The 26,336-nt window shown below is 55.6% G+C and carries 26 protein-coding genes and 3 tRNA genes; 22 read left to right on the forward strand and 7 right to left on the reverse strand.

Features of this window, described 5'->3' with window-relative positions; all coding sequences use genetic code 11:
- The first annotated feature begins 9 nt into the window (after nt 1-9).
- The 4 genes from M2406_RS11835 to fucP are packed head-to-tail and all read left to right on the forward strand — an operon-like array spanning nt 10 to nt 3,236.
- Nucleotides 10-873, forward strand: a complete 864-nt coding sequence (locus M2406_RS11835; protein ID WP_259190160.1) for an amidohydrolase — start codon at nt 10-12, stop codon at nt 871-873.
- Entirely contained in the window at nt 851-1,627 is a 777-nt protein-coding gene (locus M2406_RS11840; RefSeq protein WP_259190161.1) for an SDR family oxidoreductase, read from the forward strand. Before M2406_RS11835 ends, M2406_RS11840 begins: the two co-directional genes overlap by 23 nt.
- A complete protein-coding gene (locus M2406_RS11845; RefSeq protein ID WP_259190162.1) occupies nt 1,624-1,983 on the forward strand; it encodes an L-rhamnose mutarotase in 360 nt (119 codons plus the stop codon). The genes M2406_RS11840 and M2406_RS11845 overlap by 4 nt, the downstream gene beginning before the upstream one ends.
- A gap of 23 nt (nt 1,984-2,006) precedes the next feature.
- Nucleotides 2,007-3,236, forward strand: coding sequence for an L-fucose:H+ symporter permease (fucP, locus tag M2406_RS11850; RefSeq protein WP_112363126.1), 1,230 nt, complete (start codon nt 2,007-2,009; stop codon nt 3,234-3,236).
- A 17-nt stretch (nt 3,237-3,253) separates the two neighbouring features.
- Here fucP and M2406_RS11855 read toward each other — a convergent pair whose 3' ends face one another.
- Entirely contained in the window at nt 3,254-4,327 is a 1,074-nt protein-coding gene (locus M2406_RS11855) for a diguanylate cyclase (RefSeq protein ID WP_012005098.1), read from the reverse strand.
- A 263-nt stretch (nt 4,328-4,590) separates the two neighbouring features.
- Here M2406_RS11855 and M2406_RS11860 point away from each other — a divergent pair, with 263 nt between their 5' ends.
- Complete coding sequence (locus M2406_RS11860) at nt 4,591-4,875, forward strand: DUF1435 family protein (protein ID WP_012005099.1); 285 nt, start codon at nt 4,591-4,593, stop codon at nt 4,873-4,875.
- 84 nt (nt 4,876-4,959) lie between these two features.
- Here M2406_RS11860 and M2406_RS11865 read toward each other — a convergent pair.
- The 4 genes from M2406_RS11865 to M2406_RS11880 all read right to left on the reverse strand — a co-directional run bounded on the left by M2406_RS11865 (nt 4,960) and on the right by M2406_RS11880 (nt 6,314).
- Nucleotides 4,960-5,046, reverse strand: a tRNA-Leu gene (locus M2406_RS11865).
- Between the two features lie 43 nt (nt 5,047-5,089).
- Nucleotides 5,090-5,176: transfer RNA gene (locus M2406_RS11870), tRNA-Leu, on the reverse strand.
- Nucleotides 5,177-5,210: 34 nt separating this feature from the next.
- A tRNA-Leu gene (locus M2406_RS11875) sits at nt 5,211-5,297 on the reverse strand.
- Nucleotides 5,298-5,369: 72 nt separating this feature from the next.
- Nucleotides 5,370-6,314 carry a LysR family transcriptional regulator gene (locus tag M2406_RS11880; RefSeq protein ID WP_259190165.1) on the reverse strand — a complete coding sequence of 315 codons (945 nt, stop codon included), beginning with the start codon at nt 6,312-6,314 and terminating at the stop codon, nt 5,370-5,372.
- A 130-nt stretch (nt 6,315-6,444) separates the two neighbouring features.
- Between M2406_RS11880 and M2406_RS11885 the strand changes: the two genes are divergently transcribed.
- Nucleotides 6,445-7,437 carry an aldo/keto reductase gene (locus M2406_RS11885; protein WP_259190166.1) on the forward strand — a complete coding sequence of 331 codons (993 nt, stop codon included), beginning with the start codon at nt 6,445-6,447 and terminating at the stop codon, nt 7,435-7,437.
- A 60-nt stretch (nt 7,438-7,497) separates the two neighbouring features.
- Here the strand turns inward: M2406_RS11885 and rsmC are convergent, their stop codons facing one another.
- Nucleotides 7,498-8,541: a 16S rRNA (guanine(1207)-N(2))-methyltransferase RsmC gene (rsmC, locus tag M2406_RS11890; protein WP_259190167.1), complete on the reverse strand. Its 1,044-nt coding sequence runs from the start codon at nt 8,539-8,541 to the stop codon at nt 7,498-7,500.
- 156 nt (nt 8,542-8,697) lie between these two features.
- On the opposite strand from rsmC, the gene M2406_RS11895 reads away from it, so the two are divergent.
- The 14 genes from M2406_RS11895 (at nt 8,698) to deoD (ending at nt 22,953) form a co-directional block, all read left to right on the forward strand.
- A complete protein-coding gene (locus tag M2406_RS11895; protein WP_017891542.1) occupies nt 8,698-9,135 on the forward strand; it encodes a DNA polymerase III subunit psi in 438 nt (145 codons plus the stop codon).
- Nucleotides 9,080-9,523 carry a ribosomal protein S18-alanine N-acetyltransferase gene (gene rimI, locus M2406_RS11900; protein ID WP_012005104.1) on the forward strand — a complete coding sequence of 148 codons (444 nt, stop codon included), beginning with the start codon at nt 9,080-9,082 and terminating at the stop codon, nt 9,521-9,523. The genes M2406_RS11895 and rimI overlap by 56 nt, the downstream gene beginning before the upstream one ends.
- A gap of 168 nt (nt 9,524-9,691) precedes the next feature.
- A complete protein-coding gene (gene prfC / locus M2406_RS11905; RefSeq protein WP_012005105.1) occupies nt 9,692-11,281 on the forward strand; it encodes a peptide chain release factor 3 in 1,590 nt (529 codons plus the stop codon).
- A 534-nt stretch (nt 11,282-11,815) separates the two neighbouring features.
- Nucleotides 11,816-12,430, forward strand: a complete 615-nt coding sequence (osmY, locus tag M2406_RS11910; protein WP_012005106.1) for a molecular chaperone OsmY — start codon at nt 11,816-11,818, stop codon at nt 12,428-12,430.
- 157 nt (nt 12,431-12,587) lie between these two features.
- The gene (locus M2406_RS11915; RefSeq protein WP_004857650.1) at nt 12,588-12,749 is read left to right on the forward strand and encodes a DUF1328 domain-containing protein; all 162 of its coding nucleotides are present in this window, start codon (nt 12,588-12,590) and stop codon (nt 12,747-12,749) included.
- Nucleotides 12,750-12,807: 58 nt separating this feature from the next.
- Nucleotides 12,808-12,993, forward strand: a complete 186-nt coding sequence (locus M2406_RS11920; RefSeq protein WP_012005108.1) for a hypothetical protein — start codon at nt 12,808-12,810, stop codon at nt 12,991-12,993.
- A 10-nt stretch (nt 12,994-13,003) separates the two neighbouring features.
- Entirely contained in the window at nt 13,004-14,125 is a 1,122-nt protein-coding gene (locus M2406_RS11925) for a patatin family protein (RefSeq protein WP_012005109.1), read from the forward strand.
- Nucleotides 14,125-14,898 carry a TatD family hydrolase gene (locus M2406_RS11930; RefSeq protein WP_259190289.1) on the forward strand — a complete coding sequence of 258 codons (774 nt, stop codon included), beginning with the start codon at nt 14,125-14,127 and terminating at the stop codon, nt 14,896-14,898. The genes M2406_RS11925 and M2406_RS11930 overlap by 1 nt, the downstream gene beginning before the upstream one ends.
- A 368-nt stretch (nt 14,899-15,266) precedes the next feature.
- Nucleotides 15,267-16,814 (forward strand): bifunctional UDP-sugar hydrolase/5'-nucleotidase, encoded by a 1,548-nt coding sequence (locus tag M2406_RS11935; RefSeq protein WP_041418873.1) that lies wholly within the window; start codon nt 15,267-15,269, stop codon nt 16,812-16,814.
- A 221-nt stretch (nt 16,815-17,035) separates the two neighbouring features.
- Nucleotides 17,036-18,313: a NupC/NupG family nucleoside CNT transporter gene (locus tag M2406_RS11940; protein ID WP_012005112.1), complete on the forward strand. Its 1,278-nt coding sequence runs from the start codon at nt 17,036-17,038 to the stop codon at nt 18,311-18,313.
- A 372-nt stretch (nt 18,314-18,685) separates the two neighbouring features.
- A complete protein-coding gene (gene deoC / locus M2406_RS11945; RefSeq protein ID WP_012005113.1) occupies nt 18,686-19,465 on the forward strand; it encodes a deoxyribose-phosphate aldolase in 780 nt (259 codons plus the stop codon).
- Between the two features lie 69 nt (nt 19,466-19,534).
- Nucleotides 19,535-20,857: a thymidine phosphorylase gene (gene deoA, locus M2406_RS11950; protein ID WP_012005114.1), complete on the forward strand. Its 1,323-nt coding sequence runs from the start codon at nt 19,535-19,537 to the stop codon at nt 20,855-20,857.
- 69 nt (nt 20,858-20,926) lie between these two features.
- Nucleotides 20,927-22,150, forward strand: a complete 1,224-nt coding sequence (gene deoB / locus M2406_RS11955) for a phosphopentomutase (RefSeq protein WP_012005115.1) — start codon at nt 20,927-20,929, stop codon at nt 22,148-22,150.
- 71 nt (nt 22,151-22,221) lie between these two features.
- The gene (gene deoD, locus M2406_RS11960; protein WP_259190169.1) at nt 22,222-22,953 is read left to right on the forward strand and encodes a purine-nucleoside phosphorylase; all 732 of its coding nucleotides are present in this window, start codon (nt 22,222-22,224) and stop codon (nt 22,951-22,953) included.
- Between the two features lie 151 nt (nt 22,954-23,104).
- Here deoD and M2406_RS11965 read toward each other — a convergent pair whose 3' ends face one another.
- The gene (locus tag M2406_RS11965) at nt 23,105-23,797 is read right to left on the reverse strand and encodes a YtjB family periplasmic protein (protein ID WP_218217275.1); all 693 of its coding nucleotides are present in this window, start codon (nt 23,795-23,797) and stop codon (nt 23,105-23,107) included.
- 104 nt (nt 23,798-23,901) lie between these two features.
- Here M2406_RS11965 and serB point away from each other — a divergent pair, with 104 nt between their 5' ends.
- Both serB and radA read left to right on the forward strand, forming a co-directional pair.
- On the forward strand, nt 23,902-24,879 hold the full coding sequence (gene serB, locus M2406_RS11970; RefSeq protein WP_012005119.1) for a phosphoserine phosphatase: 978 nt from the start codon (nt 23,902-23,904) through the stop codon (nt 24,877-24,879).
- Nucleotides 24,880-24,941: 62 nt separating this feature from the next.
- Nucleotides 24,942-26,327, forward strand: coding sequence for a DNA repair protein RadA (gene radA / locus M2406_RS11975; protein WP_012005120.1), 1,386 nt, complete (start codon nt 24,942-24,944; stop codon nt 26,325-26,327).
- The last annotated feature ends 9 nt before the right edge of the window (nt 26,328-26,336 follow it).

Genomic DNA, 26,336 nt, shown 5'->3' on the forward strand with positions numbered 1-26,336 from the left:
AAACTAACCATGCTGCGCATCGATGCTCACCAACATTACTGGCATTACCAGCCGCAACGCTATCCGTGGATCAGCGAGCAGATGGCGGTGTTGCAACAGGATTTTGGCCCAAAGCAGCTCGAACCCCTGCTGGAACACCACGGTTTTGACGGTGCGCTGGTGGTACAGGCACGGCAGTGCGAGCAGGAAACCCAAACGCTGCTGGCGCAGGCGCAGCAGAGCCGCGGTGTGTGCGGGGTAGTGGGCTGGCTGGATATCACCGCGCCGCAGCTGCCGCAGCGGCTGGAGGTATGGCGGCAGCAACCTCTGCTGCGCGGGTGGCGTCATTTGGTGCAAGACGAGCCGCAGCCGGATGCCTGGCTGGCGCTGCCGGAAGTGCGGCGCGGTATGCAGGCGTTACAGCGGCATGGCTACGTCTACGACATTCTGGTTACTCACCGGCATTTGTCGGCGGCGGCGCAGTTTGCTGCCGAACATGACGATTACTGGCTGGTACTGGACCATCTTGGCAAACCGGATATCGCTCAGGGTGCAGAACATTGGGCACAGCAAATCAAGCCTTTGGCGGCGTTGCCGCACGTGGTCTGCAAGCTTTCCGGGTTAATCACCGAAGCCCCCGGTGGGCATTGGCAGGCCTCACAGCTACTGCCGTTTTTTGAGGCGGCGCTGGAGGCGTTCGGCCCGCAGCGGCTGATGTTTGGTTCTGACTGGCCGGTGTGCCTGCTGGCGGGTGATTACGGCCAGGTTTATCAACTGAATGAGCAGGCGATCGCCACGCTGAGTCCTTCGCAGCAGGCGGAGATTTGGGGTGGCACGGCATGCCGAATTTATGGGTTAACGGAGTCTGGTTATGGATCTGTATCTGAAAGATAAGGTGGTGATGGTTACCGGTGGCGGCTCCGGCATCGGTGCGGCGGTTTCCCAACTGCTGGCTGAAGAAGGGGCAATCCCGGTGATTGTCACTAACGCCATGCCTGAGGCCGAGTTTCTGGCGCAGCTGCGTCGCTTGCAGCCACGGAGCACGGTGATCATCACCGATTTGTGTGAAGAACAGCAGTGTCGGCGGGCGGTGGCGCAAACGCAGGAAACCTTCGGCCGTATCGATGCATTGGTGAATAACGCCGGCGTTAACGATGGGGTAGGGCTGGAGGCCGGGCGTGAAGCCTTTGTCGGATCGCTGGAGAAAAACCTGATTCATTACTACCTGATGGCGCACCTGTGCCAGTCGGCGTTGCAAAGCAGCAAAGGGGCGATCGTCAATATCGCCTCCAAGACCGCACTCAGCGGGCAGGGAGGCACCAGTGGCTATACCGCCGCCAAGGGCGCGGTGCTGGCGTTGACACGCGAGTGGGCGGTGTCGCTGCGCCATGAAGGGGTGCGGGTGAATGCGGTGGTACCGGCGGAGGTGATCACGCCGCAGTATCAGCGCTGGATCAATACCTTCGAGCAGCCGGAGCAGCAGCTCGAGAAAATTACCGCGCGCATTCCTTTCGAACAGCGAATGACCACGCCGCAGGAGATCGCCAACACCGTGGTGTTTTTGATTTCATCACGTTCGTCGCACACCACCGGGCAATGGCTGTCGGTGGACGGCGGGTATCTGCATCTTGACCGGGCTATCACATGAGTGGCGTGACGGGGACGGGGCAGCGCTTCTGTCAGGCGCTCGATCTGGTCGACTCACCGGCGTTGATCGAGGAATACCTGGCCTATCACCAGTGCATCTGGCCAGAAATTGCCACTCATCTGCGTGAGCACGGCATCCTGGATATGGAGATTTACCGGCTGGGTACCCGGCTGTTCATGATTGTTGAAGTCAGTAGCGGATTCGATGCCGAGCGGTTTGACGCCGCCGGTTTGAGCAATCCCCACGTGCAGCGCTGGGAAGCCCTGATGTGGCACTACCAGGTGGCCACCCCCTGGACGCCGCAAGGCGAAAAATGGGTGGTGATGGAGCGGATATTCTCTTTGCAACAACAATAACTTACCCTACCGAGGATATATCAATGCTTGCTGAAAAAACTGCTGCCCCACCTCAGGTGGGCGCCAAGGCGACGGCCAATCTGCGCTGGGCTTTTATCTTGGTGACCAGCCTGTTCTTTATGTGGGGGCTGTCATATGGCCTGCTGGACGTATTAAATAAGCACTTTCAGGAAACGCTGCACGTGACCAAGGCGCAGTCGGGATTATTACAGGCGGCATATTTTGGCGCCTACTTCCTGGTGGCGCTGCCCGCCGGCTATTTTATGGATAAAAAAGGCTACAAAGCCGGCATTCTGATCGGACTGTGCCTGTATGCGCTCGGGGCATTGCTGTTTGTACCGGCGGCCTCCGCCAACAGTTTTGGCATGTTCCTGTTTGCGCTGTTTGTGATTGCCTGCGGGCTGGGTTGCCTGGAAACCGCCGCCAACCCTTACGCCACGGTATTGGGGGACGCAAAGGGGGCCGAACGGCGGCTGAACCTGTCCCAGTCGTTTAATGGGTTAGGGCAGTTTATCGGCCCGATGATCGGCGGCACGCTGTTTTTCTCCGCCACCCAGGGGGCAGGCAGCGGTGACCAGAGTGCGGTGAAGATGACCTATGTGGCGATCGCCGTGTTGGTACTGCTGATTGCCTTTTTGTTCAGCCGCACCCGGTTGCCGGACATCCGCGAGGAAGAGCAGCCGGAGCATGGTGAAATCGCCCAGGGGTTGTGGCAGCACAAGCACTTTGTTGGCGGGGTGATCACCCAGTTCTTCTACGTGGCGGCACAGGTCGGTGTTGGTGCGTTCTTTATTAACTATGCCACCGAACACTGGAGCGACGTTTCCAACCAAAGCGCGTCCTATTTGCTTTCTATCGCCATGATTTGCTTTATGGTCGGGCGCTTCTTCAGCACCTGGCTGATGGGCAGGGTCAAACCGGCCACGCTGTTGATGGTTTACTCGTTGGTCAACATTGTGCTGTGCGGTGTCGTCATGCTCAGTATGGATGGCATCTCGGTGGTGGCGCTGATCGCCGTATTCTTCTTTATGTCGATTATGTTCCCGACCATTTTCGCCCTCGGGGTGAAAAACATGGGCAAACACACCAAGCGCGCCAGCTCCTTTATGATCATGGCGATCGTTGGCGGTGCCATCATGCCTTACTTTATGGGGGCGCTGGCGGACAGGTATAGCACGGCGTTGTCGTATTGCCTGCCGCTGCTGTGTTTTGCCGTGGTGTTTGCTTACGGCCTGCAGCAGCGCCGCCGCTAAGCTCACAGCCCGCCGGCTCACACGGCGGCGGGTTGAACGTTTTGCGCCAGCTGAATATTATTGCGGCCGTTGTTTTTCGCCTGATATAACGCGGCGTCGGCCGCCCGGATCGCCGAGGCCACATCCAGCTTGTCCAACGCGGAGATCCCGGCACTGAGCGTGACCGTGGTGGTTTCAAACTGGTTAAAGCGATGGGGGATTTTGAGTTCCTGCACCCGCTGGCGCACCCGTTCAGCCACTTGGGTGGCATAGTCCTCATTCACATTGGTCAACAGCACCAAAAACTCCTCTCCACCGTAACGCACCACGATATCGCGTGAACGAACCGAATCGCGGATGGCGATGGCGACCTGCACCAGCGCCTGGTCACCCATGGTATGGCCATAATTATCGTTATAAGCCTTGAAGTGATCGATATCGAGCAGCAGCACGAAATGGCAGTCTGACGCGGCCGCCGGCAACATATTGATTTTATTCTCCAGGCCACGACGGTTATAGAGCCCGGTTAAGGGATCGATCATGCTTAAATTGCTGAACCTGTCCCGTTCGTTATACAGATTCGCCACCAGGGTTTGGGTAAAGTGTTCGCTGCGTTTAAGCATCAGGTGATGGATAGAGAACGCGATAATCGGCAATACCGTGGTGAATACTATCCGCATGGTATTGTGCATACCGTCCAGTAATAGAATGACTAATGCGGATGGAACGGCGTGCAGGCAGAAGGCGATAAAATTATCGGTTAAGGCAATGGCGCTGATAAAAAACATACTGAACAGGCTAATTAATAGAAAACTTTGGTTGTTCGGCGCACAATGCTGACTTTTAAGGTAAATATGTGCCGCCCACAGCAGACCCAGGACGCAGGAAAATAGATTCAGTTTTTTGACGTATAACCGCGGAGACTGCAGGGTAAATAAAAATGCCGCCAGACAAAATAGCGGTATACCTAATAAAGGCAGGGTAAAAGCGGGTTTATTTTGAAACGGGACTAATAATGTAAATACGGAAGAGGCCGCGTTCATCAATAAAAATAAAAATAATGATAAGCGGTGTTTGCTGTTCAGCAGTTCCTGATAAGAACGCGCGTTCATGCGGAATTCACTCTTTACAATATCGATCTGTCGAAAAGGTAAGGTTGCGAAAAATTCTGTCGGTGGGAATTAAACACTCGCATTGTATGGTTGTAGATTGTGATTATTAACATGCGAATTAGACTAGGAATTTTCTTATGGCAAATTATCATTTTTCAACCGTTATGTCATCCGCGTTTGACCGTCGCGGCGAAAATGATGCGCAGTGAAAAAAAGTGGTATATGATATTGGTTCTCATTATCACTTGAAGGGTAGGGTTATCATGATTGCCGCCATGATTACCGCGTGTGGGCTGTGGGGCGTCAGTTGGTGCCTGGGTAGCCGTCTGGCCAGCGCCTGGGGCGTTTTGCTGCCCTGCGCCTTGTTGCCGTTACTGGCATTGATCAACCTGGATATGATGCAATTGCGCACGCTGATTGTGATTGCCATGCTGGCCACCCTGGTGATGCTGTTCAATAGCCGTTGGCGACACTACCTGCTGCTGCCTTCCTGCATGGCGCTGGCCGGTGGACTGGCGGCGATCGGTCTGAACTTCAATCTGGGCTGAAAACGCAAAAACCACGCTTTCGCGTGTTCATCATTGTTTCGATTGGGGATTGTTTTGGGGGTATTACCGGAGAGAGTTATCGATTGGTGCGAAGAGAGGGACTTGAACCCTCACGTCCGTAAGAACACTAACACCTGAAGCTAGCGCGTCTACCAATTCCGCCACCTTCGCACAGCCGATATCTTTATTTTGCTTTCGATTTATATCACCAGCTTGGTGCGAAGAGAGGGACTTGAACCCTCACGTCCGTAAGAACACTAACACCTGAAGCTAGCGCGTCTACCAATTCCGCCACCTTCGCATTGATGCTGTGCAATATAAATCATGTGGTTATTTGGTGCGAAGAGAGGGACTTGAACCCTCACGTCCGTAAGGACACTAACACCTGAAGCTAGCGCGTCTACCAATTCCGCCACCTTCGCATTCCAAGAAACATTACCGGAGTAACGTACCACGGAGGCGAATTCTAGAGATTTTGGCGGGGACGTCAATAGTTATTTCCCCTGTTTGCGGGTGTTTGCTGGAAAAACGTCCGTTTTGGGCTGTTGATACTGTTCAAACAGCCAAATCAGCCAGTCAATCAATACCCTGACCCGCGGCGCAAGGAAACGGCCGGGGGGATACATGATGTAAATGGGCATCGGCGGCGGCGGGGTTTCCGCCAACACTTCGACTAATTCCCCTTTCTGCAGCCAGGGTGCCAACGAGTAGTGCGCCGCCTGTATCAGCCCCATGCCGGCGCGACAGCCGCTGGTGTAAGCATCGGCACCGCTGACGCTCAGCTTGGCGGGCAATTCGCGCAACTCCACTTTACCGTTGCGGCAAAACTCCAGCGGGTAATTACGGTTACTGGCGAGGGAAAAATAGCCCACCGCCTGATGCTGCTGCAACTGGTCAATCGACTGGGGGACACCGAACGCAGCCAGATAGCCGGGAGAAGCACAGGTCAACTGTGGCAGCATGGCGATGCGTCGTGCCACCAGGCTGTCATCTTCGGTTTCCCAGGCGCGCAGCACGCAATCCACCCCCTCGCGCAGCAGATCAACATGAGTATCGTTGGCGCCCAACGCCAGAGTCAGATCCGGATAGCGTTGGTAAAAGTCATCCAGAGCGGGGATCACGATTTCGCGCGCCAGCGAATGGGGCATATCAATGCGTACCTTGCCGGAGGGCTGCAGCTTATGGTGACTGAACAGCGTGTCCGCCTCCTCCAGCGCACCCAGCAACTGCACGCAGCGCTGATAATACAGCGTGCCTTCGCTGGTCACCTGCACCTGGCGGGTGGTGCGGATCAGCAAACGGACGCCGAGGCGCTGCTCGAGCCGTTTGAGGGCATTGCTGACCGTGGCACGAGGTAACTGCAAACGCTCGGCTGCCCGGCTGAAACTGCCCAGTTCGACGATGCGGGTGAAAATGCGCATGGCCTGGATCTGATCCATTTTGCCGCTCCGTATTGTTAGCGATTTTTAAACAGTGATGTGTAATCCGCATTATTTATCTTTTCAGGGTAAACAACCAGACTCTGTTGTACCAGCACTCCGCTGATGAAAACCGCATGAGGGCAACACAATGCAACAACGTCAATTAGGTCCCAATGGCCCGACCGTTTCTGCCCTGGGGCTGGGCTGCATGGGGATGAGTGATTTCTATTCGACGGCGCAGGACGAAAAAGAGGCCATCGCCACACTGCACCGGGCATTGGAACTGGGGGTCACCCTGCTCGACACCGCCGACATGTACGGCCCGCACACCAACGAACGGTTGATTGGTAAAGCGATCAAGGGCAAACGGCAGCAGGTCTTCCTGGCCACCAAATTTGGCATCCTGCGCGATCCGGCCGATCCCGACGCCCGGGGCGTCAGCAGTCGGCCGGAGTATATCCGTCGTTCGGTAGAAGGCAGCCTGCAGCGGCTTGGGGTTGAGGTGATAGATCTTTATTACCAGCATCGCGTGGATCCAGAAGTGCCGATCGAAGAGGTGGTTGGCACCATGGCGGACCTGATTGGCGAAGGTAAAATCCGCTACATCGGGTTGAGCGAGGCTTCGGTCGCTACGCTGGAGCGTGCGCACAAGGTGCATCCGATAACCGCGTTGCAGACCGAGTATTCACTGTGGACGCGTGATGCCGAGCAAGGAGTATTGGCAGCCTGTGAGCGTCTGGGCATCGGCTTTGTTCCTTACAGCCCGTTAGGGAGAGGTTTTCTGACCGGAGCTATTCAACGGCCGGAAGATCTGGATGCCGACGACTTCCGCCGCAGCAACCCGCGTTTCCAGGGGGAAAACTTTGCCCGCAATCTGGCGCTGGTGGCGAAAGTGAGCGAACTGGCCAAACAGAAAGGCGTGGCACCTTCACAGCTGGCATTGGCGTGGGTATTGGCGCAGGGCGAGCATATTGTGCCGATCCCGGGGACCAAGCGCCGTCGTTATCTGGAAGAGAACATTGCGGCGGTCGAACTGACGCTGAGCCAGGCGGAACTGGCGGCGATTGAGGCGGTGTTTCCGTTGCAGGCGGCGGCAGGCGCACGCTATGGCGCAGAGTCGATGACCTATATCAACGGATAAAAAAAGGGCGCGGCGTGTGAACGCTGCGCCCTGATCCCCGCTATTTGCGGGCGGCGTTACTTATTTCTTCTTCTTGGCGTCGCGTGGTGCACGGGCAACGGTTGCCTGGTACACCTTGAAGCGGCCGTTTTGCGCCAGCACTTCATGGCTGCCGAAGGTGGCGTCCAGAATGTCCGGGTACGGCAGGAAGGCGTTGGCCACGATGCGCAGTTTACCGCCGACGCCTAAGTGCTTCAACGCACCGCGGATCAGGGTTTCCGCCGCCGTCAGGCTGGTTTGCAGCCCATCATGGAACGGTGGGTTGGAGATGATCAGATCGAAACGGCCGGTAATGTCGGAATAGACGTTACTGACGATCACTTCACCTTCAATGCCGTTGGCGGCCAGCGTTGCGCGGCTGGACTCAATGGCTGCGGCGTTGACATCGCTGAGGGTCAGCTTCATTTTTGGCGACAGTTTGGACAGCACCGAGGCCATCACACCGGCACCACAACCCACGTCCAGCACTTTGCCTTTCATGTGTTTATCCAGCGTCGACAGCAGCAGTGAGCTACCGACATCCAGTCCGTCGCGGCTGAACACGCCCGGCAGGGTTTTCACTTCCAGATCGTGCAACTGATAGCTTTCCCACCAGTCTTCCAGGTTGAATTCGGTCTGGGTGTCCAGGCGACCGTGATACAGGCCACAGCGGCGGGCGCTGTCGATTTTCACCAGTGTGGCGTAATCTTCCACCATCTGATCGGCGCTGCGCACGCCGCTGCGGTTCTCACCGACCACGAACACGTCAGTGCCTACCGGCAGCAGTGCCAGAATGTTGCACAGCTGGAATTGCGCTTCCTGTTTGCTCTTCGGCCAGTAGTAGATCAGCGTATCGCACTCGGCGACGAACGCAGCGTCTACGGTCAGGCCATACTGCACGTTGTCACCCATCGCCCGGTTCAGTAACTGCCAGTGATGGTATTGCTGGGTATGGACACGCACATCCACGGCCTCAAATTGGGCCGGCAGGGCGTCCTGCAGGTCACCGGCGAACAGAACGCGGCGTTCGATAAACTCATCACTGTGGCGCAGCATGACTTCACTGGCGGGGGTTAATGCAGACATCAGGTTTTGGCTCCTAGAAATTAGACCGGGGATTATAGAGCTTTGTGGCGATATGTTCGACGGGTTTGTTGGCGCAGGCCGCGCGGGTTTGTTAGCATAGCGCGGCGCATGGCAGGCATGGCGCACCACAACGGGTAGATCCTGACAGGAATCGGCATGGCATCAAAACGCGACTGGCTGTTACAACAACTGGGTATTACGCAGTGGACATTGCGCCGCCCGGGCGTGTTGCAGGGCGAAGTAGCCGTCAGCCTGCCACCCGAGGTGCGTTTACTGGTTGTGGCACAGGCCTTGCCTGAGCATAACGATCCGCTGTTTTGCGACGTGCTGCGCAGCCTGGGCCTGACCCCGGCGCAAACCTATGGCCTGACGCCGGATCAGGTGGCTATGTTGCCTGAGGATACCGAATGCAACAGTTGGCGGTTGGGTGTTGCGGAGCCGCTTGCGGTGGCCGGCGCGCAGCTATACAGCCCGGCACTGGCCGAGCTTTCTCTCGATGCGAGTGCCAAACGCGCACTCTGGCAGCAGATTTGTCATCATGAACAAGATTTCTACCCTGACCGCGGCCGACCTGGCCACAGCCTTCAAGATTGAGCAGGCCAGCCACGCCTTTCCCTGGACACAAGCTACCTTTGCCACTAATCAGGGCGATCGCTACCTTAACCTGAAACTGGAAGCCGACGGGCAGATGGCGGGTTTTGCCATCACCCAAATCGTGCTGGATGAAGCCACGCTGTTCAATATCGCCATTCATCCGGACTGGCAACGCCAGGGCTTTGGCCGTCAATTGCTGGAAGCGCTGATTGCACAGTTGGAGCCCCGCGGCGTGTTTACGCTGTGGCTGGAAGTGCGTGCCTCTAACCGTGCGGCCATCGCGCTGTACGAAGATCTCGGCTTTAATGAAGTAACCATCCGCCGTAACTACTACCCTGCAGCCCATGGACGTGAAGACGCGATAGTCATGGCGCTGCCGCTGGCATAGCGAACATCTCGGTCCTAACTTGTCCGCTGGTAAAAGCATTGATTGTCACCGGTTGGTAAATCAGCGAAAATGCCCGGCTATTATCTTTTATTTACCGCTTTGCCTGGCGCCGTGCGCGGCGCGTTCTGATGCTTTCGCAGGGCGGACTAACTGTAGAATCTGAAAAACATGTCTCCTAGTGAATTTGCCCGCGAAGTCTCGAAAAGAAGAACTTTCGCCATCATCTCGCACCCCGATGCCGGTAAAACCACCATTACCGAAAAGGTGTTGTTATTCGGACAGGCTATCCAGACCGCCGGTACGGTAAAGGGCCGCGGCTCAAATCAGCATGCCAAATCCGACTGGATGGAAATGGAAAAGCAGCGTGGGATCTCAATCACCACCTCGGTGATGCAGTTTCCGTACCGCGAATGTCTGGTTAACCTGCTGGACACCCCGGGGCACGAAGACTTCTCCGAAGATACCTATCGCACCCTGACCGCCGTCGACTGCTGTCTGATGGTGATCGACGCCGCCAAAGGGGTTGAGGATCGTACCCGCAAGCTGATGGAAGTTACCCGTCTGCGCGATACGCCGATCCTGACCTTTATGAACAAATTGGACCGCGATATCCGCGATCCGATGGAAGTGATGGATGAAGTGGAGCGTGAGCTGAAAATCGCCTGCTCACCTATCACTTGGCCTATCGGCTGCGGCAAGCTGTTTAAAGGGGTTTATCATCTGTACAAGGATGAAACCTATCTTTACCAGACCGGTAAAGGCCACACCATTCAGGAAGTGCGCATAGTCAAAGGGTTGGATAACCCGGAGCTGGACGCCGCCGTGGGTGAAGACCTGGCCGCGCAGCTGCGTGAAGAGCTGGAGCTGGTGCAGGGCGCATCTCACGAGTTCGATCATGAAGCTTTCCTGAGCGGTGATTTGACGCCGGTATTCTTCGGTACCGCTTTGGGTAACTTCGGTGTGGACCATATGCTTGACGGTCTGGTGGCCTGGGCTCCAGCGCCGATGCCGCGTCAAAGCAGCACCCGTGAAGTGGTAGCCGCAGAAGAGAAATTCAGCGGTTTCGTGTTCAAGATCCAGGCCAATATGGATCCTAAACACCGTGACCGCGTGGCCTTTATGCGTGTGGTCTCCGGACGCTACGAGAAAGGCATGAAGCTGCGCCAGGTGCGTACCGGTAAAGACGTGGTGATCTCCGACGCCCTGACCTTTATGGCGGGTGACCGTTCGCATGTTGAAGAGGCTTATCCGGGCGATATTATTGGTCTGCATAACCACGGCACCATTCAGATCGGCGATACCTTCACCCAGGGTGAAGATATGAAGTTCACCGGTATTCCGAACTTCGCGCCGGAGCTGTTCCGTCGCATTCGTCTGCGCGATCCGTTGAAGCAAAAACAGCTGCTGAAAGGCCTGGTGCAACTGTCCGAAGAAGGGGCGGTGCAGGTATTCCGTCCGATCGCCAGCAACGATTTGATCGTCGGCGCGGTCGGTGTGCTGCAGTTCGAAGTGGTGGTTGCACGCCTGAAAAGCGAATACAACGTCGAAGCCTTGTACGAGTCGGTCAACGTTTCGACCGCCCGTTGGGTTGAATGCAGCGACGTGAAGAAGTTTGAAGAGTTCAAGCGCAAGTGTGAGCTTAACCTGGCATTGGACGGCGGCGACAACCTGTCTTACATCGCGCCTACCATGGTTAACTTGAATATCACCCAGGAACGCTACCCTGAAGTGGTGTTCCGCAAAACACGCGAGCACTAACGGTAACAGAACAGCAGGGCGCCTTAGGGCGCCCTGTGTTATATTGCTTCACCCCATTCTGCTAATTAATAAGTCTCCTTCATCTTTTCAGTCCCCCCGCAGCCGCCAGGATTTGCCCGGCAATACCTGCTTTTTCTGTCATATGGTCTATATTTAACAGGGCATAACCGAACCGTTAAGCGTAATTCACTGCGCTTTGTCTTAACGGTAGCGAGTTATTCTGCACTGTTGCCAATAAGAGACAGTGTGATGTTTTAGAAATCAATAACATAGCAATAACATTGATTTTACTGATAGGTGTTGTCGTCAATAGGCGACAGTTTTTAGCCTAAAATGTAAGCGTTATTTATTTTGTTATTGATTTTAAATGGTTTTTTAAAATTGGCACGGCCGTTGCAATACTCCTGATGTGGCAACAATCGTTTAGCGTGAATGTTTGAACGTATAGAAATCGTGAAGTATTACTGAGTGGGCCGCGTTATGGCGGCTGAAGGATCCTAACCATTTTGGATCCGCAACCAAAGGAAGAGATCGATGAAAAATACTAAATTTGCACAATCACTGATGGCTGTTGTTTTGGGTTCCGTTCTGGTTAGTGGCAGCGCGCTGGCTGAAGATACTCTGCTCAATAAAGCGTCAAGTGCCGCTGATAGCGCGGGTGCCAAAATCGATAGCTCCATGAAAAAAGTTGACGGCTACATGGATGACAGCGCAACAACGGCTAAAGTTAAAAGTGCGCTGGTCGATGACAAATCCATCGCCAGCTCTGATATCTCGGTGAAAACCGAAAAAGGCACCGTCACCCTGAGTGGTTTTGTCGGCAGCCAGGCGCAGGCCGAGCACGCGGTTGAAGTGGCCGGTAAAGTGGAAGGCGTCAAATCCGTCAGCGACAAGCTGCACGTGAAAGACGAAGGCAAACAGTCGATGAAGGCCTATGCCGGTGATACTGCGACCACCAGCGAATTGAAGGCCAAACTGCTGGCCGATGACATCGTCCCTTCGCGCAATGTGAAAGTAGAAACCACCGACGGTGTGGTACAGCTTTCCGGTGAAGTGAAAACTCAGGCGCAGTCAGAGCGTGCAGAAAGCATTGCCAAGGCTATCGACGGTGTGAAAAGCGTTAAAAACGACCTGGTCGTTAAGCCATAAATTTTTTAGCAAGCGTAACAACAAGCACCAAATCCTGGGTTAGCCGTGAGGCTAGCCCAGGATGCACCATCAAAAAAAGAAACTGACCGGCAGTCCGGTGGCACCCGAGAAGGGCACGGATTGCGATGCGTTTTTTCACTATGGTAAGGAGAAGCTTATGTTTCGTTGGGGCATTATCTTTTTAGTCATCGCATTGATTGCAGCAGCATTAGGTTTTGGTTCACTGGCGGGTACCGCCGCCTGGGCTGCAAAAATCGTCTTCGTCGTAGGGATCATTCTGTTCCTGGTCAGCCTGTTTACCGGTCGCCGACGCCCTTAGCTTTATCCTCAAAGTGTAACAAAGCTTAATCTGTTTTCTCGCAGTAGGGAGGTCAGTCATGAACAGCGACATCATCCTCGGACGCTGGAAACAGCTGAAGGGCCGGGTGTGTCAGAGGTTGGCGCAGTGGTCTGACAGCGACTGCATCTGGCTGATGGGCAGCAATGATTGCCTCTCTGGTGTACTGCAAGAGGATTACGGAAGAGAGCAAGACAAGGTATCCTCGGGTAAAACGTCTCACTGAGGATGCAGGGTTGGGATACAGAATACCCATCACGCTCGGCAATATCGAACCGCTGGCGTATAAACCTTACCGGCCCGGTAAAATGGCGCTGGTATGTGAAGGGGGCGGGCAGCGCGGCATTTTCACTGCCGGCGTGCTGGACGAGTTCCAGCGTGCCCGCTTTAATCCTTTTGATCTGATGATCGGCACTTCTGCCGGCGCGCAAAACCTCTCGGCTTTTATTTGTGGCCAGATGGGTTACGCGCGGCGGGTGATCACCCGCTACACCACTTCCGCTGAATTTTTTAACCCATTGCGCTTTGTGCGCGGTGGGCATCTTATCGATCTCGACTGGCTGCTCGATACCACGACCCAACAGCTGCCGCTGGCGATGGACGTTGCGGAAAAAAGCCTGGTTGATGGCCGTGAATTCCTGATGTGCGCCTGCCGCAGTGATGACTTCGAACCGACCTACCTGCCCGCGCAACGCGAAAGCTGGCTTCCGGCCATTAAAGCATCCAGCGCCATCCCCGGTTTTTACCGTATGGGTGTGGAGCTGGACGGCGTCAGCTATCAGGATGGTGGCATCAGCGATGCGATCCCGGTTGAAGAAGCCTATCGCCGTGGCGCGGATACCATCGTGGTGATCCGCACTGTGCCGTCGCAGATGTACTACACGCCGCAGTGGATGAAACGCATGGAGCACTGGCTGAGCGAAAGCAGCCTGCAGCAGATGGTGCGCATCCTGCAACACCACGAGCAAAGTTACCACCGTATTCAGCAGTTTATTGAGAAGCCGCCCGGCGAGCTGCGCATCTTCGAAATTTTCCCGCCGAAGCCGTTGGCCAGTAATGCCCTGGGGAGTCGCGTCACGTCGCTCAATCAGGACTATCACCTGGGCCGTAAGTGCGGGCGCTACTTCCTGGCAACCGTCGGTCACTGGCTGGTAGAACAGGACAAACTGGACGGCATGAAGGTGAAAAAGGCGCTGTCGCGTCGTTTGATCCAACCGGAAAACGTCATCATGCCTTCACCGATTATTACCGACATCAGTCACCCGCGCGATCTTGCCAACCCGTCGGAAGCCAAACTGGCGGCGATGGACATTATTTTGCCGGGCGAAGTACCACCGGGCGAGGGTGGCCTGCTGTGATGCACGACTTCACCGACACCCACTGCCACTTCGATTTCCCGCCGTTCAGCGGTCAAGAACGTGAAAGCCTGGCGTTGGCGGAGCAAGCGGGCGTGCGACGGATTATCGTGCCTACGGTGACCGCCGATCGTTTTGTGCGGGTATTGAAGCTGGCACGCGATTATCCACCGCTGTTTGCCGCCCTGGGGCTACACCCGCTGTATATTGCCGAGCACCATGAGCCGGAGCTGGAACAATTGGCGGGGTTCCTGGCCAGCCGACCGCCTAAGCTGGTGGCGGTGGGGGAGATTGGCCTCGATCTGTATATGGAAAACCCGCAGTTCGAGCGCCAACAGCAGGTGTTAACCACGCAATTGAAGCTGGCAAAGCAACATGATTTGCCAGTGATCCTGCATTCGCGCCGCAGCCACGATCAGTTGGCGGCGATGCTGCGCCGCACCGAAGTACCTCGTCGCGGCGTGGTGCACGGCTTTGCCGGCAGTCTGTCGCAGGCGCAGGCGTTTATCCGCCTGGGATATTACATTGGCGTCGGTGGCACCATCAGCTATGAGCGGGCGCAGAAAACCCGTAATGTCATGGCCCAACTGCCGTTGACGTCGCTGCTGTTGGAAACCGATGCGCCCGACATGCCGCTGGCCGGTTACCAGGGGCAACCGAACCGCCCCGAGCGCGCTGCTGAAGTGTTCGCTGCTCTGTGCCAATTGCGCCCAGAGTCGGAGGAGATGATCGGCGCCCAATTACAGCGAAATACACGAGAGTTATTTTCAGTGTGATGGGGTGTTTTTCGGGAATTATATTTTCGTTATGGATGCTTTGCCATTCGTTTATTTTGTTATTAACGTATTGTAATTGCTTTTCGAATAACAAGTTAATGACAATCAATAAATGACTCGATAACGGACTGAGTCTTATTTTTCAAACATGACATAATTCACAAAACAAAAGTGGATGCTATGTTTAACTAAGCGCGTCTGTCGTTTTCCATTCATATTTACCCTGTTATATTCAGACAGCAGGGCAGTTAATCTCCAATCATCAGGTATTACAATACACTTAACGCGTTTAAATAAAGGGTGATTCAAAAACCGCGTATTGGATCAGGCTGTGCCCTATACATGGATTGAGGGAATATTACGTGAAAATATCAAAGTTTATCTTTCCATTAGTCACAGTGGCATTTTTTACCAGCGCCTCTGTTCAGGCTGTTGACCTTACGATATATCATACCAACGACTTGCATGCCAATGTGCTCCCTTTTAAAGCCCCTTATGTCAGCAAAGAAAAACCAGTGGGGGGATTCGCCAATATTGCCACTATCGTCAAACAGGCCAAAGCCAAAGATGATGGCGTCTTCTTCTTCGATGCCGGGGATTTTTTTACCGGTCCTTATATCAGCACGCTAACGAAGGGTGAGGCTATCATTGATGTGATGAATCAAATGTCGTTTGATGCTGTTTCTATCGGTAATCATGAATTTGATCATGGTGTACCTAATATGATTCAGCAGATGAATAAGGCCACCTTTCCTGCGTTATTAGGCAACCTATTCTATGAGAACAGTGATAAACCGGTGTGGGATAAACCCTGGGTTATTTTGGAGAAGGCCGGCGTTAAGGTTGGCGTGATTGGTTTGCACGGGAAATTCGCTTTCTACGATACGGTAAATAAAAATATGCGCAAGGGTGTTGAGATGCGCGACGAAGTGGAATACCTGAATAAATATCTTGGGCAGATCCGCGACAAGGTGGACATTACCGTATTGTTAATTCATGAAGGCGTGCCGGCACGGCAATCCAGTTTTGGTGCGACGGACGTGAGTCGGCGGTTAAATAAAGACATAGAGCTGGCAAAGCAGGTGCAGGGGTTGGATATCATTATTACCGGTCATGCTCATGTGGGTACGCCGGAACCCATCAAGGTGAACAATACATTAATCGTTTCCACCGATGCCTATGGCATCGATCTGGGAAAACTGGTGCTGAATATTGACGATAAAAGTAAAAAGATCACCGGCTATAAAGGGCAGCTAATCAATATTTACGCTGGTGATGTTGAACCCGATCGGGCAACGGCGGATAAGATCGCGCTATGGACGGATAAGCTGAAAGAGATCACTCAGCAGAAAATCGGTAAGGCCAGCGCAGAATTGACGCGTTCTTATGGTGAGTCTTCTCCCGTAGGCAATATGGTCGGTGATGCCTTTTTGGCCATGGATCCACGGGCGCAATTCGCCTTCGTCAACAGTGGCGGTTTGAGAAGTGAGCTGGCTCAGGGGGAAATTAAACTGGGCGATATTATCACCCTGTTTCCTTTCCCGGACGACTTGAGCTACATGGAAATCAACGGCAAGCAGCTACGTTCGTTAATGAATCATGCGGCAAATCTGACCAACGGCATCCTGCAAGTCTCGAAGGGCATCGAGATGAAATACGATAGCCGCAAGCCGCTCAATCAGCGCATCGTCTCGTTAACGGTGCAGGGGCAGCCGCTAAAGGATGACGCCTGGTACCCGATTGTGGTGAATTCATTCCTGGCCACGGGTGGGGATGGGTTCAGCGCCTTTACCGAAGGGCGTAACATCAAGACGGTGGCCGGCAGCGGTGCGGCAGAAGCGGTGGTGGACTATATCAAGTCCCAAGCGGAGATCTCCCCCAACGAGCAAAAACGGATTAAGGACGTGGCACTGTAGCCAATTAGGCCGGTGAGCCAAGGTCATGCAGAAGGATTAAACCGTGACGCATGTCACGTACTGGTGTTTTCTATTGCGTCTGGTTGTATATATTTGTGACATAAATCGGTGCGGGCGTTGTCCCGCTCCGTATAATCGCACCCCGAAAACACTCATAAGCAACCCTCGCGGGACAACCGGACAGGGATGCATTTCTTTTTTTCGCAACAGGGATACTTTGCATGCAACTCATCATGAGCCTGGTCGGCATGGCGGCGCTGATCGCCATCGCCGTGCTGCTCTCCAGCAACCGCCGCGCGATTAAGTTTCGCACCGTTGGCTGGGCATTCGTTCTTCAGGTCGCCATCGGCGCGCTGGTGCTGTATGTCCCGGTAGGTCGCGCCATTCTTGGCGGCATGTCGGCCGGTGTCGCTAACGTAATCGCCTACGGTAATCAGGGCATTTCATTTATCTTCGGCGGTCTGGTTTCCGACAAGATGTTTGAAGTCTTTGGCGGCGGCGGCTTTGTTTTTGCGCTGCGCGTCCTGCCGGTGATCGTCTTCTTCTCCTCGTTGATTGCGGTGCTTTACTACCTCGGCATCATGCAACTGGTGATCCGCGTGCTGGGCGGCGGCGTGCAAAAATTGCTGGGTACCTCACGGACAGAATCGCTGTCGGCGACCGCCAATATCTTTGTTGGCCAAACTGAAGCTCCGCTGGTGGTGCGTCCGTATATCGCCACCATGACCCAATCTGAGTTGTTCACCGTGATGTGTGGCGGCCTGGCCTCGGTGGCCGGTTCGGTGCTGGCAGGTTATGCCCAGATGGGCGTACCGCTGGAATACCTGATTGCGGCTTCGTTCATGGCCGCACCGGGTGGCCTGCTGTTTGCCAAGCTGATGGTGCCGGAAACCGAAAAAACCCACGACAGGGACGATGCAACGAAGTTGATCGCGGAAGAAGACCGCCCGGCCAACGTGATTGACGCAGCGGCTTCCGGTGCAGCTTCCGGCATGCAGTTGGCGCTGAACGTGGGCGCAATGCTGCTGGCGTTTATCGCGCTGATCGCCCTGTTGAACGGCATTCTCGGCGGTATTGGCGGCTGGTTCGACTATCCGCAGCTGTCGCTGGAGCTGATCCTCGGTTGGGTGTTCTCACCTATTGCCTTCCTGATCGGCGTGCCATGGCATGAAGCGATGACCGCCGGTTCGTTTATCGGCCAGAAGATCATCGTGAATGAATTTGTTGCCTACATGAACTTTGGTGCTTATTTGCGTCCGGACGACGTGGTGGCGGCAGAGGGGCTGCAGGTGCTGTCGACGCATACCAAGGCGATTATCTCCTTTGCCCTGTGCGGCTTTGCCAACCTGTCATCGGTGGCGATCCTGCTCGGTGGTCTGGGCAGCATGGCACCGAATCGTCGTCACGACATCGCGCGTTTCGGTCTGAAAGCCGTGGCGGCGGGGACGCTCTCCAACCTGATGAGCGCGACCATCGCCGGGTTCTTCCTGGCGCTGTAATCCCTGGGCTGTCCTGCATAGGGCAACAGGCTCTATTGCAGGACAGCGCCTATACTTCTAACACGGGCACAGAATGCTGTGTCCGCTATCTTTGCCCGTTTCTTTAGCGAATTTGTGAACAATATCGCGTTATTTTGTGATGTTCTTCACATATAATTCCGGTCTGTTACAGTGTTATTTCATATAGTGTGACTGTGAACGCGAATTGCCCCTGGCGATCGTGTTCAAATAGCTATTACTGACCCTGCGCGATGCGAAGGGTTATGTGCGGTGAGAAGGATCTCAGTTGCCGATGAGGGACCCGTTCCCCAGCGCTATCTTCAAGGAACCAAGTCCGCTCGCCAACACCCAGGTTCTCAGTTGGAGAGTTTTATGACCGAATTAACCGCAGCAGCGCAACGTGCGCTGACCTTAATGGATTTGACCACGCTGAACGATGATGACACCGATGAGAAAGTGATCGCGCTGTGTCGTCAGGCGAACAGCCCGGCCGGGCATACCGCGGCCATCTGCATTTACCCGCGCTTTATTCCGGCGGCGCGCAAGGCCCTGCGTGAGCAGGGGACGCCAGACATCCGTATTGCGACCGTCACCAACTTCCCGCATGGCAACGATGATATCGAGATCGCGCTGGCGGAAACCCGTGCGGCTATCGCTTACGGTGCCGATGAAGTGGATGTGGTGTTCCCATACCGCGCACTGATCGCCGGTAATGAGCAGGTCGGTTTTGAGCTGGTGAAACAGTGCAAGCAGGCCTGTTTGGCCGCCAACGTGCTGCTGAAAGTGATCATCGAAACCGGTGAGCTCAAGCAGGCCAATCTGATCCGCAAGGCTTCGGAAATTGCCATCAATGCCGGCGCGGACTTTATCAAGACCTCAACCGGTAAAGTGCCGGTCAACGCGACGCTGGAAAGCGCCGAGCTGATGATGTCGGTGATCCGCGATATGGGCGTCGCCAAGACGGTGGGCTTCAAGCCGGCCGGCGGCGTGCGTACGGCGGAAGATGCACTGCATTACCTGCAACTTGCCGATCGTATTCTGGGTGAAGGCTGGGCCGATGCGCGTCATTTCCGCTTCGGGGCTTCCAGCCTGTTAGCCAGCCTGTTGGCGACGCTGGGCCACGGTGCCGAGCCGTCTGGCAGCGGTTACTGATCGATTCCGTCGGCAAGGCGCGATATGGCGTCTGCCTGCACTCTACATTAGCTAAAACAGGGGGATGCCTTGTTCCTGGCACAAGAAATTATTCGTAAAAAACGTGACGGTCAGCCGTTGAGCGAAGCGGAAATCCGCTTTTTCATCAATGGGATCCGTGACAATGTGGTTTCTGAAGGGCAGATCGCGGCGCTGGCGATGACCATTTACTTCCACGATATGACCATGCCGGAGCGCGTGGCGCTCACCATGGCGATGCGTGATTCCGGCACCGTGCTGGACTGGAAAAGCCTGTCGCTGAACGGTCCGCTGGTCGACAAGCATTCTACCGGTGGCGTGGGCGACGTGACTTCGCTGATGCTCGGCCCAATGGTGGCGGCCTGTGGCGGCTACGTGCCGATGATCTCCGGCCGTGGCCTGGGGCATACCGGCGGTACGCTGGACAAGCTGGAAGCGATCCCGGGTTTTAATATTTTCCCGGACGACAATGCCTTCCGTAAGATTATTCAGGACGTGGGCGTGGCGATTATCGGCCAGACCAGCTCGCTGGCACCGGCGGACAAGCGCTTCTACGCGACCCGTGATATTACCGCCACGGTGGATTCTATCCCGCTGATCACCGCCTCAATTCTGGCGAAGAAGCTGGCGGAAGGGCTGGATGCGTTGGTGATGGATGTTAAAGTCGGTTCCGGTGCCTTTATGCCAACCTACGCATTGTCGGCCGATCTGGCACAGGCGATTGTGGGCGTGGCTAACGGCGCAGGCTGCAAAACCACCGCGTTGCTGACTGACATGAACCAAGTGCTGGCTTCCAGCGCCGGTAATGCGGTCGAAGTTCGCGAAGCGGTACGCTTCCTGACCGGTGAATACCGTAACCCGCGCCTGCTGGAAGTGACCATGGCACTGTGCGTGGAAATGCTGCTTTCCGGCGGCCTGGCGAAAGATGACGCCGATGCGCGTGCCAAACTGCAGGCGGTGCTGGACAATGGTAAAGCGGCGGAAGTGTTTGGCCGCATGGTGGCGGCGCAACAGGGCCCGACCGATTTCGTCGAGCGCTACGACAGCTACCTGCCGGCGGCCACCCTGAGTAAACCGGTTTACGCCGAAAAACAGGGTATCATCAGTGCGATGGATACCCGTGCGCTGGGCATGGCGGTGGTATCGCTGGGCGGCGGCCGTCGTCGCGCGACCGACAATATCGACTACAGCGTCGGCCTGACAGGCATGGCCCGTCTGGGCGATAAAGTCGATACCCAGCAGCCGCTGGCGGTGATCCACGCTAACGACGAAGAAAGCTGGCAGCAGGCGGCCGAAGAGGTGCGCAGTGCGATGGTGCTGAGTGACAAAGCGCCGGAAGTGACGCCAGTCGTTTATAAGCGTATCACTGAATAATTAACGAATCAGGAGTGGCAGCGGCGTTTTCGCTGTCGCCCACAGCGTGAGAACACGCAGGAGAGCATGATGAAACGCACATTTATTATGGTATTAGACTCATTCGGTATTGGCGCAAGCGAAGATGCGGCGAAATTTGGCGATCAGGGTTCCGATACTCTGGGCCACATTGCCGAGGTTTGTGCTCGCGGTGAAGCCAACGTGGGCCGTCAGGGCCCGTTGACCCTGCCTAACCTGAGCCGTCTGGGCCTGGGCAAAGCGGCGGAAGAATCCACCGGTACCTTCCCGCAGGGGCTGGACCGCAATGCGGATATCATTGGCGCCTATGCTCACGCCAGCGAACTCTCTTCCGGTAAGGATACGCCTTCAGGCCACTGGGAAATTGCCGGCGTGCCGGTATTGTTCGACTGGGGCTATTTCAGCGATGAGCACAACAGCTTCCCGCAGGAGCTGCTGGACAAGCTGGTTGAGCGCGCCAATCTGCCGGGTTACCTCGGCAACTGCCACTCTTCCGGCACCGTGATCCTCGACCAGTTGGGCGAAGAGCACATGAAAACCGGCAAACCGATTTTCTACACCTCTGCCGACTCGGTCTTCCAGATCGCCTGTCACGAAGAGACCTTCGGCCTGGACCGTCTGTATGAGCTGTGTGAAATCGCCCGTGAAGAACTGACCGAAGGCGGTTATAACATTGGCCGCGTGATCGCGCGTCCGTTCCTGGGCGACAAGCCGGGCAACTTCCAGCGTACCGGTAACCGCCATGACCTGGCAGTAGAGCCACCGGCGCCAACCGTGCTGAAAAAACTGGTGGACGAGAAGGGCGGCGAAGTGGTGTCTATCGGTAAAATCGCCGATATCTACGCTAACGTGGGTATCACCAAAAAGGTCAAGGCGACCGGTATCGATGCGCTGTTCGACGCCACCCTGATCGAAATGGAAAAAGCCGGCGACAACACCATTGTGTTCACCAACTTCGTTGATTTTGACTCCTCTTACGGCCACCGCCGTGACGTTGCTGGCTATGCCGCCGCGCTGGAGCTGTTCGACCGTCGCCTGCCGGAGCTGCTGAAACTGGTTAAAGATGAAGACATCATTATCTTCACCGCTGACCACGGCTGTGACCCGACCTGGCCGGGCACCGACCACACCCGTGAACACATCCCGGTCCTGGTTTACGGCCCGAAAGTGAAGCCTGGCTCGCTGGGCCACCGTGAAACTTTCGCCGACATCGGCCAGACCGTTGCCAGCTACTTTGGCGTGTCGCCGATGGATTACGGCAAATCGATGTTCTAAGACTTTGTTAGTGCCGGGCGGTTGCCCGGCGTATTTTTTTATTCATGACGACGATTTAAAGGAAGACAATTATGGCTACGCCGCATATTAATGCTGAAATGGGTGATTTCGCTGACGTAGTACTGATGCCGGGCGATCCGCTGCGTGCAAAATACATCGCGGAAACTTTCCTGGAAGGCGCGGTGGAAGTGAACAACGTGCGTGGCATGCTGGGCTTCACCGGGACCTACAAAGGCCGCAAAATCTCCGTAATGGGTCACGGTATGGGTATCCCGTCCTGCTCCATTTATGCGCGTGAACTGATTGCCGAATTCGGCGTGAAGAAAATCATCCGTGTGGGTTCCTGCGGCGCGGTGCGTGACGACGTTAAACTGCGTGATGTGGTGATCGGCATGGGTGCCTGCACCGATTCCAAAGTGAACCGCATGCGTTTCAAGGATCATGACTACGCGGCAATCGCCGACTTTGACATGGTGCGTAACGCAGTAGACGCAGCGGCAGTGCAGGGTATCCCGGCGCGCGTAGGCAACATCTTCTCCGCTGACCTGTTCTACACGCCGGATCCGGACATGTTCCAGGTGATGAAGAAGTACGGCATCCTGGGTGTGGAAATGGAAGCGGCCGGTATCTACGGTGTGGCGGCGGAGCTGTACGAAGAGTTTGGCTGTAAGGCACTGACCATTTGTACCGTTTCTGACCACATCCTGCGTCACGAAGCGACCACCGCGGCAGAACGTCAGACCACCTTTAACGAAATGATCGTTATCGCGCTGGAATCTGTACTGCTGGGCGACAAAGAGTAATATCCAGCGGGCGCAGCACCTTGCTGCGCCCCTGTAGCAATCTATTCATAAATCTATTCATTTAAGCAAAGGAAAAGCTGGTTTTTCTTTTTGATTCAGTTAATTGATTGATATTCAATCGCGTCATTATCCATTCACCAGCATGCGGTCATCAGATTTTCTTCTCTTCTTCTTTATTCGCATCCGGCCGCGCGTCGTCATCGTCATTTTCTACCGTGTTACCTTCTTCCAATGGCGTATTGGCGGTCAGCAGGTACGGCGATTGCTGCCAGCGGCTGCGGCGGTGTTGCAGTAGCGTACGCGCCAGAATAATGCCGATGGCCAGAGCCAGCAGGATCATCAGGCGCAGTAGGTTGGTGGTGTTATCCACCTGTTTGGATTCGGTCGCCAGTACGTGGGTGTCCAGCGTGATGCGGATAAAGCCGATTGGGCCGTCTTTGCCCTGAATGGACTCGACCAGTTGATGATTGAAGTAGCTGCCGGCGCGTTTACCGTCGAGCGACAAACGATCGCGTATACTTATCTGTTCACCGGCGTGGGAAACCAACGTGCCGTCGAGCTGATAGACGCTGGCGTCCAGAATGCGGCTGCCCCCGGTGAGCTGTTTAAGGATGGCGTCGATGCGCTGGTTATCGACGTCGCTGTCGTCGTCCATCAGCGGTGCCAGGCTGGAGGCCACCTGTTTGGTCAGCGTTTGCGCCAGTTCTTCCACCTGTTCGGATCGCGCCAGTTGGTGACTCAGGCTAAAATAGGACGCGCCCTGCATCAACAGTACCAGCAAAGCCAGGCAAATCAGGATAATAGCGGTGCGGTGCAGGCGAAATTTCAGTTTAGCGCGAGCCATGCAGGTTCCTTGGGCATCTTGGACACTTTATGTTGCCAGAAGCAATGGCGATAGGATAGCTTGATGCGTCGTTTTATCATGCAGTGTTTTTTCAGGAGTTAAGGATGTCGAATAGTCTGACCTATTGCGATCTCCCGGCAGAGATCTCTCAATGGCCGGGTCTTCCCCTTTCGCTGAGCGGTGACGAAGTGATGCCGCTGGATTATCGGGCGGGTCATACCGGTTGGCTATTATATGGCAGAGAACTGAACAAAACGCGCATTACCGATTTCCAGCGCAAGCTGGGTGCGGCGATGGTGATTGTTACCGCCTGGTGCGTCGAGGACTATCAGGTGGTGCGTCTGGCTGGCACCCTGACGGCACGCGCCAAGCTGTTGGCGGCGGAGAGCGGGCTGGATGTGGCTCCTCTAGGCAAAATTCCTCATTTGCGTACCCCCGGGCTGCTGGTGATGGATATGGACTCTACGGCGATAGAAATTGAATGCATCGACGAGATCGCCAAACTGGCAGGCGTCGGTGAGCAAGTGTCTGAAGTCACCGAACGTGCGATGCGGGGTGAACTGGATTTTACCGCCAGCCTGCGCCAACGCGTCGGCACGCTGAAAGGCGCCGATGCCAATATCCTCAAGCAGGTGCGCGATGAGTTGCCACTGATGCCTGGGCTGGTCAACCTGGTGCGCAAGCTGCAGGCGATGGACTGGCACGTGGCGATCGCTTCCGGCGGTTTCACCTATTATGCCGAGTACCTGCGCGATAAACTAAAATTGGTGGCGGTGGCGGCTAATGAGCTGGAAATTCGCGACGGCAAACTGACCGGTGAAGTGCTGGGACCGATAGTCGATGCGCAGTTTAAAGCCGATACGTTGGTCGCACTGGCGGAAAAACTGGGTATTCCGCCGCAGCAAACCGTGGCCATCGGCGACGGTGCCAACGATTTAAAAATGATGCAGGTTGCCGGGTTGGGCATTGCCTATCACGCCAAACCGAAAGTCTATGAGAAGGCGCAGGTGTCGATTCGCCATGCTGACCTGATTGGCGTGCTGTGTGTACTGACCGGCAGCCTGAAACACGAAGTTCGCTAAAGTTGACCCTGATCCGGCGATAATGCTAGACAGCGGCAATGTGGTAAAAACAGAGGTAATACGTGGCAAAAGCAGCAAAACGGGCGTTTGTATGTAATGAGTGCGGGGCCGATTATCCGCGCTGGCAGGGGCAGTGCAGCGCTTGCCACGCCTGGAACAGCATTACAGAAGTGCGTCTGGCTGCGGTGTCTTCCTCTTCTCGCAATGAGCGCCTGAGCGGCTACGCCGGCGATGCCGGCATCAGCAAGGTGCAAAAACTGTCGGACATCAGTCTGGATGAGCTGCCGCGTTTCTCCACCGGTTTCCTTGAGTTTGACCGGGTGCTGGGGGGCGGGGTGGTGCCGGGCAGTGCGATCCTGATCGGCGGCAACCCTGGCGCCGGCAAGAGTACGCTGCTGTTGCAGGTGCTGTGCAAACTTTCCGAACAGATGAAAACCCTGTACGTCACCGGTGAAGAATCATTGCAGCAGGTCGCGATGCGCGCCCACCGTCTTGGCTTACCGACTGGCGGCCTGAATATGCTGTCGGAAACCAGTATCGAGCAGATCTGCCTGATTGCCGAGCAGGAACAGCCGAAACTGATGGTGATTGACTCCATCCAGGTGATGCACATGGCGGACATTCAGTCTTCGCCGGGCAGCGTAGCGCAGGTGCGTGAAACCGCCGCCTACCTGACGCGCTTCGCCAAGACGCGCGGTGTGGCGATTGTGATGGTGGGACATGTCACCAAAGACGGCTCTCTGGCCGGGCCGAAGGTTTTGGAACACTGTATTGACTGCTCGGTGCTGCTGGACGGCGACGCCGATTCGCGTTTTCGTACCCTGCGCAGCCACAAAAACCGCTTTGGTGCGGTGAATGAATTGGGCGTTTTCGCCATGACAGAGCAGGGCCTGCGTGAAGTCAGCAACCCATCGGCCATTTTCCTCAGCCGTGGCGATGAGGTCACCTCCGGCAGTTCGGTGATGGTGGTGTGGGAAGGCACGCGGCCGTTGCTGGTGGAAATTCAGGCGCTGGTGGATCATTCGATGATGTCCAATCCGCGTCGGGTGGCCGTGGGTCTGGAACAAAACCGGTTGGCGATCCTGCTGGCGGTGCTGCATCGCCACGGCGGGTTGCAGATGTCGGATCAGGACGTGTTTGTTAACGTGGTTGGCGGGGTGAAAGTCAGTGAAACCAGCGCCGATCTGGCGTTGCTGATGTCGCTGGTGTCCAGCCTGCGCGATCGTCCGCTGCCAAACGATTTGGTGGTGTTTGGCGAAGTGGGGCTGGCGGGGGAGATCCGTCCGGTGCCGAGCGGCCAGGAACGTATTTCCGAAGCGGCGAAACACGGTTTCAAGCGGGCCATCGTGCCACATGCCAACGTACCCAAGAAGCCACCGGCCAATATGCAGGTGTTCGGCGTGAAGAAACTGGCGGACGCATTGGACGTGCTGGAACAGTTTTATTAATTGCCACGC

It is taken from the genome of Serratia sp. BIGb0163 (assembly GCF_024809935.1).
In the GTDB taxonomy this organism is placed as follows: Bacteria; Pseudomonadota; Gammaproteobacteria; order Enterobacterales; family Enterobacteriaceae; genus Serratia; species Serratia quinivorans.